At 23.4% G+C, this 16,104-nt stretch carries 14 protein-coding genes; all 14 read right to left on the bottom strand.

The features are described from left to right. Nucleotides 1–5: 5 nt before the first annotated feature. The 14 genes from rpoB to rplM all read right to left on the bottom strand — a co-directional run bounded on the left by rpoB (nt 6) and on the right by rplM (nt 14,842). Nucleotides 6–3,740 carry a DNA-directed RNA polymerase subunit beta gene (rpoB, locus tag OC705_RS00550; protein ID WP_304512472.1) on the bottom strand — a complete coding sequence of 1,245 codons (3,735 nt, stop codon included), beginning with the start codon at nt 3,738–3,740 and terminating at the stop codon, nt 6–8. A gap of 229 nt (nt 3,741–3,969) precedes the next feature. Continuing rightward, nucleotides 3,970–4,356 carry a ribosomal protein bL12 gene (locus OC705_RS00545; RefSeq protein WP_304512471.1) on the bottom strand — a complete coding sequence of 129 codons (387 nt, stop codon included), beginning with the start codon at nt 4,354–4,356 and terminating at the stop codon, nt 3,970–3,972. Between the two features lie 90 nt (nt 4,357–4,446). Continuing rightward, a complete protein-coding gene (gene rplJ, locus OC705_RS00540; protein ID WP_304512470.1) occupies nt 4,447–4,953 on the bottom strand; it encodes a 50S ribosomal protein L10 in 507 nt (168 codons plus the stop codon). Nucleotides 4,954–5,066: 113 nt separating this feature from the next. After that, nucleotides 5,067–5,756, bottom strand: coding sequence for a 50S ribosomal protein L1 (gene rplA, locus OC705_RS00535; RefSeq protein WP_304512469.1), 690 nt, complete (start codon nt 5,754–5,756; stop codon nt 5,067–5,069). A gap of 68 nt (nt 5,757–5,824) precedes the next feature. Beyond that, nucleotides 5,825–6,250, bottom strand: coding sequence for a 50S ribosomal protein L11 (gene rplK, locus OC705_RS00530; protein ID WP_304512468.1), 426 nt, complete (start codon nt 6,248–6,250; stop codon nt 5,825–5,827). A 226-nt stretch (nt 6,251–6,476) separates the two neighbouring features. After that, entirely contained in the window at nt 6,477–7,088 is a 612-nt protein-coding gene (gene nusG / locus OC705_RS00525; protein ID WP_304512467.1) for a transcription termination/antitermination protein NusG, read from the bottom strand. A gap of 81 nt (nt 7,089–7,169) precedes the next feature. Beyond that, nucleotides 7,170–7,547: a hypothetical protein gene (locus OC705_RS00520; protein WP_304512466.1), complete on the bottom strand. Its 378-nt coding sequence runs from the start codon at nt 7,545–7,547 to the stop codon at nt 7,170–7,172. A 38-nt stretch (nt 7,548–7,585) separates the two neighbouring features. Further along, nucleotides 7,586–7,729 (bottom strand): 50S ribosomal protein L33, encoded by a 144-nt coding sequence (rpmG, locus tag OC705_RS00515; protein ID WP_304512465.1) that lies wholly within the window; start codon nt 7,727–7,729, stop codon nt 7,586–7,588. 153 nt (nt 7,730–7,882) lie between these two features. Then, the gene (rlmB, locus tag OC705_RS00510; RefSeq protein ID WP_304512464.1) at nt 7,883–8,605 is read right to left on the bottom strand and encodes a 23S rRNA (guanosine(2251)-2'-O)-methyltransferase RlmB; all 723 of its coding nucleotides are present in this window, start codon (nt 8,603–8,605) and stop codon (nt 7,883–7,885) included. Nucleotides 8,606–8,647: 42 nt separating this feature from the next. After that, nucleotides 8,648–11,068 carry an HAD-IC family P-type ATPase gene (locus tag OC705_RS00505; protein WP_304512463.1) on the bottom strand — a complete coding sequence of 807 codons (2,421 nt, stop codon included), beginning with the start codon at nt 11,066–11,068 and terminating at the stop codon, nt 8,648–8,650. A 42-nt stretch (nt 11,069–11,110) separates the two neighbouring features. Then, complete coding sequence (cysS, locus tag OC705_RS00500; protein WP_304512462.1) at nt 11,111–12,433, bottom strand: cysteine--tRNA ligase; 1,323 nt, start codon at nt 12,431–12,433, stop codon at nt 11,111–11,113. A gap of 104 nt (nt 12,434–12,537) precedes the next feature. Then, a complete protein-coding gene (gltX, locus tag OC705_RS00495; RefSeq protein ID WP_304512461.1) occupies nt 12,538–13,875 on the bottom strand; it encodes a glutamate--tRNA ligase in 1,338 nt (445 codons plus the stop codon). Between the two features lie 87 nt (nt 13,876–13,962). After that, nucleotides 13,963–14,355: a 30S ribosomal protein S9 gene (gene rpsI, locus OC705_RS00490; RefSeq protein WP_304512460.1), complete on the bottom strand. Its 393-nt coding sequence runs from the start codon at nt 14,353–14,355 to the stop codon at nt 13,963–13,965. A gap of 7 nt (nt 14,356–14,362) precedes the next feature. Further along, nucleotides 14,363–14,842 carry a 50S ribosomal protein L13 gene (rplM, locus tag OC705_RS00485; RefSeq protein WP_304512459.1) on the bottom strand — a complete coding sequence of 160 codons (480 nt, stop codon included), beginning with the start codon at nt 14,840–14,842 and terminating at the stop codon, nt 14,363–14,365. Nucleotides 14,843–16,104 lie beyond the last annotated feature (1,262 nt).

Raw genomic sequence — 16,104 nt, 5'->3', positions numbered from 1 at the left:
CGGGTTTACTTTTTGTTCTCCTTATTATTTGAAACTAAAGAACGATTAATTTGATTATCCTTAGTATCAGCTTTAATTAATTCTACATGTAATCCTAATGCTTGTAATTCTTTAGTAAAAACTCTAAAACTTTCCGGAATAGAAGGTTTAGGAAAACGTAAACCATTAACTATAGCGTGATATAATTGATTACGCCCTATAATATCATCACTTTTCAAAGTTAAAATTTCTTGCAAAGTATGAGCAGCTCCATAAGCTAATAAACTCCAAGTTTCCATTTCTCCAATTCTTTGGCCGCCTAAAAAATTACGTCCACTACCAGGTTGTTGCAAAATTAAAGTATAAGTTCCAACATTTCTAGCATGTATTTTATCTTCAACCATATGAGATAATTTTAACATATACAAAATACCCACAGATATAGGATTATCATACGGTTCACCTGTTCTACCATCGTATAAAGTCATTTTTCCATCAAAAGGTAAATTAGCTTCTTGCATAATATTTTTTAAATCTTCATTATCAGCACCATCTAAAACCGGAGTAGCAACCTTAATATTTAATTTATGCGCAGCCATTCCTAAATGCATTTCTAAAATTTGTCCAATATTCATCCGACTAGGAACACCTAAAGGATTTAAAATAACATCCACAGGAGTTCCATCCGACATATAAGGCATATCTACTTTAGCAGCGATACAAGAAATTACTCCTTTATTGCCATGTCTTCCAGCTATTTTATCACCTTCTCGGATTTTTCTTTTTTTAGCTATATAAACTTTAATAATTTCATTAACACCAGGAGTAGAAATAAAATCACCTTTTTTAACAGAAAAATATTGTACGCTCTGAACAATACCACTCTCACCACAAGGAACCTTTAAGGAAGCATCTTTATAATCACGAGATTTTTCTCCAATAATTGTTTGAATTAATTTTTCATAAGGATTATTCTCTAAAGAGCTTTGAGGGATAATAACAATCTTACCAACTAAATAATCACCTTCGTTAACTTCGGAACCAGGAATAATAATACCTCGAGAGTCCAAATTCTTAATAGCTTCAGCACTCACATTAGGTATTTCTCGAGTTATTTCTTCTCTTCCTGCGCCTTTCTTTAATTCTCGAACTTGAATTTCATATTTACTAATATGAACAGAAGTAAAAATATCTTCTTGTACTAAACGTTCTGATAAAATTACAGCGTCTTCGTAATTATAACCATCCCAAGTCATAAAAGCTACTGTAACATTTTTACCTAAAGCTAATTCACCTTGATGAGTAGAAGAACCATCAGCAATAATATCCCCTTTATTAACGTTTTCATTTAATTTAACAATAGGTTTTTGCAAAATTAAAGTATCTTGATTAGATTTATCAAAAGTAGATAAAATATAAATCTTTTGTTCTCCGTTATTATTTTCAATAATAATTTTTTTAGCATCTACATAAACTACAAATCCACTTTCTTCAGCAATAACAACGCAACCTGAATCTTTTACTATTCTATGCTCAATACCAGTAGCTACAATAGGAGATTCAGAAATTAATAAAGGTAAAGCTTGTCGTTGCATATTAGCACCCATTAATGCTCTAGAAGCGTCATTATGTTCTAAAAAAGGAATAGATGCTGTAGCTACAGATACAATTTGTTTAGGAGAAACATCTATATAATCAATTTGATCAACACTATATAAACTAATTTCTCCATTTCGTCTAGCAATTACTTTCGATTGTTTAAAACTAAAATCATCATTTAAACAAGATGAAGATGTAGCAATAATACGATTTTCTTCTTGAATAGAAGTTAAATATTCATATTGATGAGAAACTACTGATTTACCATTTTCATGAATTACTTTAAAAAAAGGAGTTTCAATAAAACCATATTGGTCTACTTGAGCATAAGTAGCTAAAGAACAAATCAAACCAATAGATGGACCTTCAGGAGTTTCAATAGGACACAATCTGCCGTAATAAGAATCATTAACATCTCTTAACTCTACGCCCGCTCGATCACGATCAATTCCTCCGCTACCTAAAGCAGAAATTCTACGTTTTTGAGTAATAATAGCTAAAGGATTAATTTGATCCATAAAATGAGATAAACGTGAACTGCAAAAAAAAGTTTTAATAGCCATAGAAAGAGAAGAAAAATTAAATAATCCTCCTGGTGTAATAGAATCGAATTTACTAATAGACATACGATCTTTGATATTTTTTTTAGTTCTATTCAAACCTACACGTAATTGATTTTTTAAAAGTTCTCCAATCAACCTTAATCTTCTATTCCCTAGATGATCAATATCATCAATAGTGCCAATATTATGATAAAGATTTAAATAGTAACTAATAGACGCTATTATATCAGATAAAACAATATTTTCAGCATCTTCAGATTGATCATTGCCTATAATTTTAATAAAATGTTTATTATTTTTATTATCCAAAACATAAACTTCTAAACTTTCATTAAAAACTTTTTGTCGATCTTTAAAAATTTTATGAATATATTCTTTATTAGTAAAATATTTAATAATTTTATCATCAATATTATATTTATGAGTTTCTAATAAAATCTTCAAAATATCATCATCTAAAAGCGTATCAGCCTTAATCAATACTTGTCCTGTTTGGGAATGCAAAATATCTTCTTTAATATATATTTGATCATCATTTATGTTTTTTCTATAAGTAAATGAATTGGAATCATGATTTTGATTTTGTAAATGAAAATCAGAATTAACTAATTCCACACGAAATTTATCTCTATGTAATGATAATTTTTTAATAACTTCATAGTTTAAAAAAGTTCCAGAAGAAAATAAAATTTCATTATTAGTTAAATCTTTAATATCTTGAGCTAAAAAAGTATTTTCAGCTCTATTTAAAACATCTAATTTACGATTCAACTTATATCGTCCTACTAAAGATAAATCATATTTATCTTTATCAAACAAACGATTACGAATAAATTCTCTTGCTGCATTAGTAGGAACTCTTTCTCCTTGATGCAACTTAGAATAGAGTTCAACAATAGCGTCATTGCAATTAGAATCATTATCTTTATTAAAACTTAAATCTAATAAAGGATTGATTCCAAAAGTTTTTTCAATTTCTTCTTGAGTATCAAAACCTAAAGCATGAATAAATTTTGTTAAAGGTATTTTTTTCGAACGATCCAATTTAGCATATAAAAAATCTTTATTATTTTGCTCAAACTCTATCCAAGCACCTCTAGTAGGGATAATTTGAGCAGTAAAACGATTTTTATTAATTTTATTATCCAATTTAGCAGTAAAATAAGCTCCTGCTGAACGAACTATTTGAGAAACTACAACTCTTTCTGTACCATTAATTATAAAAGTACCTGCAATAGTCATTAAAGGTAAATCTGTCATTAATATACGGGCTTTTTTAGTTTGTTGAGTAATAACGTTTTCCAACGTTACATTTAAAAACAATTCCGCACTATAAGTAAATCCCCTTTTTTTAGATTCTTCAGCGTTAAATTTCGGTTCTTCTAAAAAAAAATCATTAAAATATAATTTTAAATCGCCATTATAACTCTCAATAGGGAAAATACTTTTTAATGATGTTTTAATACCATAATTTAAAAATTCTTGAAATGATTTTGTTTGAATCTCGATTAAGTTTGGTAAATCCAAATCATATTTCATTTTAGAATAATTTCGTCGTTCAACCTTGGTGCCATATTTTACATTACAATATTTTTTCATTTTTTATTTAGAACTCCCAACAAATATCAACATAAATTGAATTTAAATTTAAAAAATTAAATTCTTAATAGACAAAACATCAAAAAAATATTAGATAACAATAAAGATAATAAAAAACCTAAGATACTTACTTTAGTTCTCAGGTTTAATAAATATTTAGGTTATCAAAAAATTCTATTTATTGTTGCCAAAACTATATATTTTGCAACCAATCTATAAAATATATTTTTTATTCAATTTTCACTTGAGCTCCTAAATTTTCTATTTGTTTTTTTATTTCTTCAGCTTGTTCTTTATTAACATTCTCTTTGATTAATAAATTAACATTTTCAGATTGACATGCTGATATTAATTCCCCAATCTTAAAACCAAAATTTTTAACTAAATGTTGAATAACCGCAGTACGAGATTGACCCGCAGAAGTCATAATAATTTTAAATTCTGTTTGCTCATTTTTTTCTACAACAACATCTTCATTATTACTACTTACATTAGCGACATTTTCCATTTTAATACCAAAAGAATCTTGAATTTTAGTTACCAATTCTTGTAACTCTTTAACCTTCATATCACCTAAAAATTGAATAATTTGTTCTATTTTATTATTGTCTGCCATTGTTAATCTCCTATTTATAATTCAAATTTTATTTATTTTAGCAAATAATTAGAATATATATATAACATTAAAAATTTATTCATTACTAATTCAAATTTTTTTATTTTTTTGTATTAATAATTGTAAAACGGTAATTATATTTTTAACAGGCGCAGAAACACTAAATAACAACATAGATAACAATGCTGATTTAGATGGTATTTGCGCTAATTTAATTATTTGCTCCAAAGAACAAATTTCATTTTCTATAATACCAAAATTAATTTTTAAAAATTCATTCATTTTAGAAAATTTGTATAAAGCATTCAAAGAAGAAAAAATATCCGAAGAATTAGATAAAGTCCAAAATAAAGCTTTGGGATTTTTAAACTCAATTAATTCATCATATTTTGACTTAATTAATGCTCTTTTAATAATATTATTAGGTACTACTTGAAACTTGCACGGAACCAATTCTCGTAATTTACGGCGTAAATTAGTCAAATCACTTACTTTTGATCCTTTAAATTCTAATAAAACAACTAAATTAGAATTATCAATATTTTGAGATAAATAATCAACATAATTACTTTTCTCTTTAATAACAGATTTTAACATAAATCGTTGTTTCCTTTTTAAACAATATAAATTTAATTAATAAATAATATAATCAAAAGATTAGTTTATAAAAGATAAAATAAAAAATAATTAAATAATAGTTTTTTTCAATTTTACCTAATCGATAAAGGATCAACTTTAATACTTGGAGACATGGTAGAAGAAATAGTTATATTTTTAATTAATTCGCCTTTGACTGTTTTAGGTTTTATAGAAATCAAATGATTATATAAAAAAACCAAATTTCCTGTTAATTCTTCTTTATTAAATGACAATTTACCTATTACCGTATGAAGATTACCAAATTTATCTACTTTATATTCCATTCTACCTTTTTGAATATCCTTTATAATTGGCTCTACATTTTCTGTCATAGTTCCTAATTTTGGATTAGGCATTAATCCTTTAGGCCCCAAAAGTTTTCCTAACTTAGTCAAAGAAGGCATAAAGCTAGCAACAGATATCAAAACATCAAAATCTGTCCAACCATTAGATATTTTTTGAATTAATTCTTGATCACCAACAAAATCTGCACCCAATTCTTTAGCTTTCTGAGCTTGTTCTCCTTGGGCAATAACAACAATACAAAATTTTTTACCCAAACCATAAGGCAAAACAACAGAACCACGTATATGTTGATCTACTTTTTTATGTTCAATATTTAAAACAAAAACGCATTCAGCAGTTTCATCAAATTTTGCAGTTTTAATATTATATAATAATTCAACAGCATCATGCATTTTATAAATTTGATTAAAGTCTATTTTTTTACTAATTGATAAATATTTTTTACTTCTTGTCATAAATTTTAAGCCTTATATACTATATAATCATATGCCTTTCTTTTTTATTTATCAAACACAATAAATTATTATTTCTCTACAATAATCCCCATATTAATAGCAGTTCCTTCTATAATTTTAGAAGCTTGTTCGACTGAATAAGCGTTTAAATCTGGCATTTTTAATTTTGCTATTTCTACAATTTGATCATATTTGAGAGTAGCAACTTTATTTTTAACCGAATCAGAAGAACCTTTTGAAATATTAGCAGCTTTTTTTAATAAATCACTTGTAATCGGAGTTTTAACAATAAATTTAAAACTTTTATCATCAAAAACTGTAATTTCTACTGGTAAAGTAAAACCTAATTTATCTTTAGTAGCTTCATTAAATTGAGAACAAAACGAAGGAATATTTACTTGAGCTTGTCCCAAAACAGGTCCTATAGGAGGAGCAGGATTAGCTTTACCAGCTAAAATTTGTAATTTAATATTTTTAATAACTTTTTTTGCCATTATAATTTATTTAATACCAACCTTTTTGTTTCTAAAAATGTTTAACATTTAATCGATTATTTAAAAAATTATTTTATTAATAAAAATAAAAAATATTATTTTCAAAACCAAAAAATCAATTCATTAAATATTTTTAATAATCAAAATATCCAAAATATTCATAGTATTATAACATATTTCATCATACTAATTAAATTTATCAACTAATTTAAAATATTATTTTAATTTAATTCATTTCTTTAAAAGAAGAAAAAGAAATTTCTATAGGTGTAGCTCTACCGAATAACTCTATTTCCACCATCACTTTATCTCTTTCATAATCTACTGAAGAAACTCTACCTACTTGACCAGCGAAAGAACCATTTACGATTTGAACTTGTTTATTAATTAAATGATCATAATTTGGTTTAGAAATAATCCCCATTTTTAATAATATAGGATTGATTTCATTTTCAGTTAAAGGTATAGGTTTAGAACCTTTTTCTTTTTTAATAGAACCTAAAAATCCAGTTACTTTAGGAATATTACGAACTATAAACCAAGATTGATCTGTCATAATCATTTTAATAAAGATATAACCGATATAAATTTTTTTTTCTACTTCTTTTTTAGTGCCATCAGCTTTAATTTTAATATGTTTTTCAGTGGGACAAATAACTTCATGAATCAAATTTGATATACCGATACCGCTGTTAGCTATCTTTAATAAATCTTGTTGAACAACTTTTTCATAACCTGATTGAGTTTGTAAAATATACCATTTAGATTTAAAAAGAGTTTTATCCTCATTAATTATATCATTATCAAGTATTTTATTATTTTTTATTTTTGATTGCATTTTAAACACCTAAATATAATTTAGCAATAATTTTCAATTTAATCATTACAATAAATTAAACTCTAAAAAATTAATTTTAATTCAAAATTTTTTAAGCAAAGATATCATATATATATCATAACAATATTGAAATAAATTTAAAATAAAAATTAAAATAACAGTAAACACAAAAACTTGAATAATTTGCTTAAAAATTTGAATTTTTGTCGGAAAACTAATAAAACGAAAATCACAAAAAATTTTTCTTATAAAAGGAAAGATACTAATCAAAAAGAAAACAATAGATAATACTAATAAAGAAATACTTAATTTATCAGAAAATTGATGAACACAATTGCAACAAACTCCCAAAAAAACCATAGATAAAATAACACAAAAAATATTAATTATACTATATTCTTCCTTCAAAACTTGCATCAAAGGAATTGTTGGTTTTTCTTCAAATTTTTTATATGCCACAGTTATCTCCTTTACATTTATATAATAGATAATTTTACTTATCTAGTTTCTTCATGAATAATATGTTTTTTACAAAAGCAACAATATTTTTTTAAAACTAATTTTTGATTACGATTATGAATTTTGACACGATAATTACGACTCAAACAAATCTTACATATTAAAATATTATTCTTAACCATTATTCTTATATTTTTCGATCTTAAACAATAACCTTATAAATTTTAATAACTTTAATAACTTAATAAAGATAAATAAAATACATTATATTATAAATATTTCTAAATCAAGATAAACTTTTCTCAATATTATAACATGATTAAATTATAAATAAATTAATATTTTTGATTTTTCATATATAAATAAAAAATAATAATAGCCGCTGAGACACTCACATTTAAAGAATTAACCATACCTTGTGTAGGAATACTAACTAAATAATTACATTTTTTTTTCAACAAAGAGCGCATTCCTATACCTTCATTACCCAATATAATAGCTAAAGATTGATCTAGAGGAATAGCATCTAAATTATTATCTATTCCGATTTCAGTTCCAATAATTATAAAATTAAATTTTTGCATAGTTAAAATAGTTTGATATAAATTACAAACTAAAAAAATATTAACATATTCTAAAGCTCCGCTAGAAGTTTTAGCTACCGTACCGTTTAAAGGCACCTGATGTTTTTTACTTACAATAATTCCATCAAAATCACTTGCTTCTACAGTACGTATGATGGCTCCAAAATTATGAGGATCTTGAATAGCATCCAAAATTAAAAATTTAACTATTCTATCGGATTTTTCTATTAAATATTTTAATAAATCTTGTCTATACGAATAATCTTGAACCTCTGCTACTACCCCTTGATGATTATTATTTTGAACTTTATTATTTAGTTGATGTTTATCTAAATAACAATAATTCAAATGATGACGTAATATAAAATTTAAAAAAACTTTATCTTTCATGCAAGGATTGATATATAAAAAATAAATTTTTCTTTGAGCTTTAATAGCCTCCTTAATTATGTTTTTGCCATAAATAATTACCATATAAATATAATTCTTTCAAAAATTTTAAACTCCGATTTAATCTTATTTTTTAATTTTCCATAAAATTAACAAATTAATTATTAATAATATAAAAAAATCAAAAGATCTAATCAATATAACATTCCAAATAGCCACCGTAATTCCATAAATAAAAGAAATTTTGAAAGCAAAAATTACTAATAATAAATAGAAAATAAATATAATACTGGAAAACAACATCATTTTAAACTTATTAAAAGGACGGCAATTTTTGAATAAAATATTAGCAAAAATAAAAGAAGTTACTAAAGTTAATAGATAAGATATTTGATAATTAGATTGAAAATTATTAAATAATCCTTTATATAAAGTTAATATTAAAATATAATTGGCACTAATTAATAATCCGTAAATACCTGATTTTTTTAAAATATCACTAATAAAATAATTATTTAAAGGTTTATAATTAGATTCTAAAGATAAGAAAAAAGAAGGTATACCAATAAAAAAAATATCAATAAAATTTAATTGTAAAGGAGTAAAGGGGAAAAAAATTAAATTATTACTAAAAAAATTATTAATTATTGTAATCCAAGCTAATAAAAAAGTAAAAATAGTTTTAGTTAAAAAAACAATAGAATTTTTTTCCAAATTATTAATTAATCTACGACCTTCTAAAAAAACAGACGGTAAAGAATCAAATTTAGAATTTATTAAAATTAAATTAGCAACATTTTGAGCAGCTTTACTTCCTGAAGCCATAGCAATAGATAAATCTGATTCCTTAAAAGCTAAAATATCATTGACTCCATCTCCGATCATAGCAACTTTTTGATTATTATTTTTAAAACAAGTTATTAAAGTTTTTTTTTGTTCTGGAGTAGCTCTACCAAAAACATCATATCGAATTGATAAATCACATAATTTTTCAGATTCTATATTAGTCAAATTAATAGATTTTTCCGAAACCGAATTAATTAAACCAATCCGTTGAGCTATATAACCTGTAGTAAAAGCATTATCCCCAGAAATAATTTTTATTTTAATACCTAAATTTTGAAAATATTTAATAGTTTCATAAGCATCTTTTTTAATAATATCTTCTAATAAAATTAAAGATATAACTTTATAATTAGTATTTTTATCAATTTTAGATAAAACATTATTAGCATGAACTAATAATAATGCCCTATATCCTAGATTAGTATATTCTTCAACATCTTTATCAATAATATCATCTTTTTGTTTTAATAAAAATTCTGGAGCACCTAATACAAATGTACCTATTTTTTCAAATTCAATAGCACTATATTTTCTCATACTAGAAAAAGCTTGAAGATTTCTTACTTGATAAACACTTTGGGGATTTAAATAATCATTAAAATAATTATATAAAGCCTGTTGAGTAGGATTATTATCAGTAGAAAAATGTTGAACAAAATTAGCCATTAAATAATTTAAATCAATAGTATCATCATTAGAATATTTTAAAATTTTTTTAACATTCATATTTCCATCGGTAATAGTACCAGTTTTATCTAAACATAATATATTTATTTGAGACAACATTTCAATGCCTAATAAATCTTTCATATAAGCTTTACGTTTAAATAACCTAATAAATCCTAAAATAGAAATCATACTCATTAATAAGAATAATCCAGAAGGAGTCATGCCTAACATAAAACCGCATATTCCTAATAAATGATCACTAGTTAAGTTATAAAAATTAAATTTATATGAACAAAATAAAATTATAGTAGTAGGTATTGTTGCAAAAAAAATTAATTTAACTAAAATTGTAAATGTTTTTATTAAAGGTGTTTTAATTTTTTGATATTTTTTAGCTTGTTTAATCAAATTAGAAACATAAGTATCTTCACCTAAAGCAATAACATCAGCATAAGATAAACCTGAAATAACATAACTACCAGAATATACAATATCACCTGTTTTTTTTAAAACTGATTTAGATTCTCCTGTTAAAAAGGATTCATTTACTTCTACAACTCCATGTTTGATACAAACATCAGCTACAATTTGATTACCCAAACCCAATACCAAACAATCACCTACCACTAAAGTAGAGTTATCAACTTCTATAACGTGACCATCCCGAATAACTTTAATATTATTGGGCAAAATTAAATTAATTTTATCTAAAGTTTTTTTTATTTTAATTTCTTGGGCAATACTAATAATAATGTTTAAGGAATTAACTATTAAAAAAAATAATTGATCATAACGTCGCATTTTCAAAATAACAATAACAATCACAAGTAATAACAAATTTAAGCATGTAAACAAATTATTACAAATAATAATCAAGATATTTTTATCATTATTGATTGATTTATTTTGTTTTTTATTTTTCAATCTTTGAGCTGCTTCATTAGTAGTAAGACCAAAATGACTTAAATCTTGATATAAAAAATTATTAATTACAGAATTTTCCAAAATTGTTTTATTAATATTGTTATTCATATCTTCACCTGCTCCGAAATAATAATTACTTAAAATTTATTATCAAATAAAATTTTGTTGTAATAAAACATTTCTAAAAAAATCTGCTTGATCAAAATCTTTTAACTTTTTAGCTTGTTGCCATAAATAATAATATTCAATCATCTGTTCTGTTACATTATTTAAAACAATTGAAATATCTAAATTTTTTAAAATATAAATTAAAGTATAATATAATTCAGATAATAAAGACAAATTATTTATATTTTTAAAAATATTTTTTAGTATTTGTTCAATCAAAGTAATAATATTAGGAGTATCCATATCATTCTTCATAAATTGGTGCATTTGTTGTAAATAAATTTTTTTCATTTCATAATTATAAAAATTATTAATTATTAACTTAAAATTAACTTTATTTAAAATTTTTACCATTTTAAAATACTTAATTTGAATTTCATTAATTAATTCTTTTGTATAATTAATTGGTTTTAAATAATGAAAATGACAAAAGAAAAATTTAATAATATTAGAATCTTTAATTTCAGTCAATAAATCTTTTGCTAAAACAACATTATTCAAAGATTTACTCATTTTATGATTATTATAATTAACATGACCTATATGCATAAAATAACGAGCTAAAGGTTTGCCATCACTAGCCATAAATTGAGCTTGTTCATTTTCGTGATGAGGAAATTTCAAATCATGACCTCCGCCATGAATATCAATAGTATTTCTAAAAATTTCTCTAATCATTACTACACATTCAGTATGCCATCCAGGACGACCTGAAAACCAAGGACTAAAATAACGAATACCAATATTAGTTTTCTTCCATAAAACAAAATCTTCAGAATTGTGTTTCAGAAAAACATTTTTATTATTAATATTTTTATATAATTTATTAATCTTTTGACCACTTAAACAACCGTAATTCACAATGTTCTTATTACAAAAATAAACACCTTCGTTGGTTAAATAAGCATACTTTTTTTCTAAAAGCAAATTAATATATGCAATCATTTGATCGATATAACAAGTTACTGAAGGGAACTTGTCAATTTCATGAATATCTAATTTATCTAACAAATAAAAAAATTGTTTTTTGTAATAATCAGCTATTTTTTCCTCAGTACTTTTATTTTGAATAGCAACTTGAATAATTTTATCATCTAAATCAGTAATATTAACTACCAAAAAAACTTTAAAACCTATAGATAATAAATATTTTTTTAATAAATTAAAAAAAATTAAAGATCTAATATTACCTATATGAAGATGATCATATACAGTAGGACCACAAACATAAATGTTAACTTGTGAATTATTTAAAGGACAAAATTCTTCTTTAATACCAGTTAAAGAATTATAAAATTGTAACATTAATAAAAACCTTTTTATATTTTTATTTCTTTTCGAATTTAATAAAAATTTAAATTTTTACCAAATTTAAATTAAAACCAAAATTATTTTAATAAAACAACTAATCAAAAAATTAATGTAAATTTTTCTAAATTTTTCAATATCTTATCTTTACCCAAAAGTTCCAAATAATCGAATAAATTAGGTCCTTGCGATTGACAAGTACATAATATTCTAACTGTTTTAAATAAAATTTTTAACTCCATATTAAAGTTCTGTTTTAAATTTAAAATTATTTTTTTTAATTCGGAAGATTTAAAAATATCTAATTTATTAAAAATTTCTAACAAAAAAGGTATCAACTCATAACCTTTATGTTCAATTAAAAAAAATTTTAATTCTTGAGTTACTAAATGATCAATAACAAAAAAATACTTATACAAATCAATAATTTCTTGAATATAATATATTCTATCACGCAACAAAACGACTAATTTAATTATTCGATCATGCTCTAAATAAATTTTAAATTGTTGAAAACAAAAATTAACTTTAACAGCTAATTCTTCTAAAGATATTTTTTTTAAGTATTCTTTATTAAGAAAATTTAATTTTGAAATATCAAAAATAGCAGGATCTTTGCTAAAACGTTTGATATCAAATAAATTAGTGATAAGATCTTTATTTAAAATGGTTTGGTTTGTTTTTGGAGAAAATCCTAAAAAAAATAAAAAATTCAAAATTGCTTCAGGTAAATAACCTAAATTCCGATATTGTTCAATAAATTGAATATCATCACAATTACGTTTACTCATTTTTTGTTTATGTTGATTGAAAATTAAAGACATATGAGCAAAAACAGGTATTTCCCAATTAAAAGCTTTATAAATCATTATTTGTTTAGGGGTATTAGTAATATGTTCTTCTCCCCGTAAAATATGAGAAATTTTCATTAAATAATCATCTATAGCAACAGCATAATTATAAGTAGGATAACCATTTTCTTTTAATATAATCCAATCTTCTATATCTTTACTAGCAAAATTAATAGGACCACGAATTAAATCTACAAAAGAATATTGTTGATCTTTAGGAACTCTAAAACGCACTATATAATCTTTTTTATCGTTATTAGAATAAACTTTATATGCTAAATTTTTTTCTAATAATAATTTTGTATATTTATTGTAAATGGATAATCTTTCTGATTGTCTATAAGGCCCATAAGATCCCCCAACATCAGGACCTTCAGACCAATTTAAACCTAACCATTTCAGCTGTAATAATTGTTTTTCTTCACTACCGATTACGTTACGATAAATATCTGTATCTTCTATACGAATAATAAAAGAACCTTTAAAAACATAAGCAAACAAATAATTGAAAAATGCTGTTCTAGCATTACCAATATGTAATCCATTACCGGTCGGACTAGGAGCATAACGAACTCTAACAGATTCCATAATCATCCTTTTTTTCAAAAAAAACTAAATAATTGATTCTTAAATTTTATTTTAAATCTTAAATTTATCAAAATTATAAAAAATAAATTAACGTTTAGAAAATTGAGGACGAGCTCGTGATTTTCTATAACCGGGTTTTTTACGTTCTACAATACGCGCATCTCTAGTTAAAAATCCTGCTTTTTTTAAAACACTTCTTAAAGAAGGTTTAGCTCTAAGTAAAGCTCTAGAAATTCCCAAACGAATAGCTTCTGCTTGAGAAGTAGATCCTCCTCCGTGAACAATAACTTTAATATTATAACAATTTAATTCATTAGTTAATTTTAAAGGTTTTAAAATTTCTGAACGATTAATAGGAGATAATATATATTCTTCAAAATTTCTATTATTAATTATAATATTTCCTGATCCAGTTCTTAAAATTGTTCTTGCCACAGAAGTTTTACGCCTTCCGGTGCCATTAAATTGTATTATTGTCATAAAATTATTACACCTCTAAAATTTCTGGATTTTGAGCATTATGTTTATGAATATCATCAGCATAAACAAACAATTTCTTTCTTATCTTTCGACCTAATTTATGTTTAGGTAACATACCAAAAACTGCTTTTTCGATTATTCTATTAGGAAATTTTTGCATCATCTCAGTAAATTTTACTTGTGTCAAACCACCTGGGTATCCTGAATGTCTATGATATTTTTTTTGATAAATTTTTTTACCTGTTAAAGCAATTTTTTTAGCATTAATGACTATCACATAATCACCATTATCAATATGAGGAGTATAAAAAGTTTTATGTTTGCCCATCAAAATAGCAGAAATTTTAGTGGCTATTCTTCCTAAAATTTTTTGATTAGCATCAATAATATACCATTTTCTTCTCAAATAATTTTCACTCATGCTAGTAGTACGATTTAAATCAGTTAAATTTTTATTATAAAGAACTGTAGTAGCATTATTAGTCATAAATTAAAAAAAAATCTCCATTTAAATAAATTAATAAAAATATTTTAATTAATAAATTTATTTTATAATAGTGTTAATAATAAGTAGATAAAATTGATTTATAAACTAAAAATTAATAAAAATAAAAAATTTAAAATTTTAATAACTAAAAATTTAATTAAATATATAAAAAAATATCAACAAAAAGTTATAAATTACGAGATAAATCGTTATAAAACGAATATAACCAAATTATATTAAAATATAATAAGAATGTCAAGCATATTCAAAATAGCTTTAATAAATATAGATCTTTTTCATTTCAATAACCGAATTTGTTTTTATGATATTTATTAAAAGATCCTAAATCCAAATCAAAAGATCAAGTTCTCCGGCATCCGAATTTTCATAAATTTATCTTCTTGCAAAGACTAAATTTTTGCAACCACTAATTATTTATTTATTCTTATTCTTCTTATTTAATTAAATTATTTAATATCAGCGAATATATTGATGAATTATCTGATAATAGCAATTTTTTTACATAACATAATCATTATTTATTTCTAATTTATATACAACACCAGTTATTATATCGGTCATTTTCATATGATAAATTTATAATAATTAGCTATTGTAAATTTCGGAAAAATTTACATTTTTTTCAATCAATTTAGAACTTTTATAATTCAGAAATGTCTCTAATGCTTATCTATTAACTAATTTTCAATTGTTTGTTAAAATTATTTTTTACCTTGAATACATATCTATTCTTAACCATATTTTTTAATCTTTATTGTTAAAAGTTTAAAATTAAACCTTTTTATTAAAAAAGGGGAAGTTAGTAAGATTTAACATTTGGACTATTAATAAAACGATTTGATTTAACTTAACCATGTAAAATAAAAATGGGGTTTTTCCTAGACAGAAATTAGTTTGAGATTTATATTTAATGATAATTTTTTTACAAATACTGTTTCAGTAAATTTTATTTTTTAAATTTTTAGCTATATAAAATTTTCATTTGAAACTAATAATAATCCGCAGAATATATTCTGCTAGAAGGTTAGGTATTCAAATTTATGATATTTTTACTAACTTTATAATTACAGTATTTTTGGGATTATATAGTAAACAACAAGATATTTTAGAGTTATAAATACGAAACTTAAATCAAAAAAGAGAGAGTTAATAAGTATTCTATGACCTTCTTAATTAAATTTTTTTTAATTACAGGAATAATATTCGCAAAAATTTATATTTCTTTTAATAAGTTATCTAAC

Source organism: Candidatus Phytoplasma fabacearum, from assembly GCF_030586805.1.
Classification (GTDB): domain Bacteria; phylum Bacillota_I; class Bacilli_A; order Acholeplasmatales; family Acholeplasmataceae; genus Phytoplasma; species Phytoplasma fabacearum.
The sequence above is the reverse complement of the archived record's forward strand: the minus strand, read 5'-3'. Positions and strand labels throughout refer to the sequence as shown.

Bases quoted from the DNA above. Each gene is read 5' to 3' on its own strand.
- rpoB (WP_304512472.1), bottom strand. From the start codon at position 3,740: ATGAAAAAATATTGTAATGTAAAATATGGCACCAAGGTTGAACGACGA.
- rplM (WP_304512459.1), bottom strand. From the start codon at position 14,842: ATGACTAATAATGCTACTACAGTTCTTTATAATAAAAATTTAACTGAT.
- rlmB (WP_304512464.1), bottom strand. From the start codon at position 8,605: ATGGTAATTATTTATGGCAAAAACATAATTAAGGAGGCTATTAAAGCT.
- rplK (WP_304512468.1), bottom strand. From the start codon at position 6,250: ATGGCAAAAAAAGTTATTAAAAATATTAAATTACAAATTTTAGCTGGT.
- rplA (WP_304512469.1), bottom strand. From the start codon at position 5,756: ATGACAAGAAGTAAAAAATATTTATCAATTAGTAAAAAAATAGACTTT.
- rpmG (WP_304512465.1), bottom strand. From the start codon at position 7,729: ATGGTTAAGAATAATATTTTAATATGTAAGATTTGTTTGAGTCGTAAT.
- OC705_RS00505 (WP_304512463.1), bottom strand. From the start codon at position 11,068: ATGAATAACAATATTAATAAAACAATTTTGGAAAATTCTGTAATTAAT.
- cysS (WP_304512462.1), bottom strand. From the start codon at position 12,433: ATGTTACAATTTTATAATTCTTTAACTGGTATTAAAGAAGAATTTTGT.
- nusG (WP_304512467.1), bottom strand. From the start codon at position 7,088: ATGCAATCAAAAATAAAAAATAATAAAATACTTGATAATGATATAATT.
- OC705_RS00545 (WP_304512471.1), bottom strand. From the start codon at position 4,356: ATGGCAGACAATAATAAAATAGAACAAATTATTCAATTTTTAGGTGAT.
- rpsI (WP_304512460.1), bottom strand. From the start codon at position 14,355: ATGACAATAATACAATTTAATGGCACCGGAAGGCGTAAAACTTCTGTG.
- gltX (WP_304512461.1), bottom strand. From the start codon at position 13,875: ATGGAATCTGTTAGAGTTCGTTATGCTCCTAGTCCGACCGGTAATGGA.
- rplJ (WP_304512470.1), bottom strand. From the start codon at position 4,953: ATGTTAAAATCTGTTATTAAAGAGAAAAGTAATTATGTTGATTATTTA.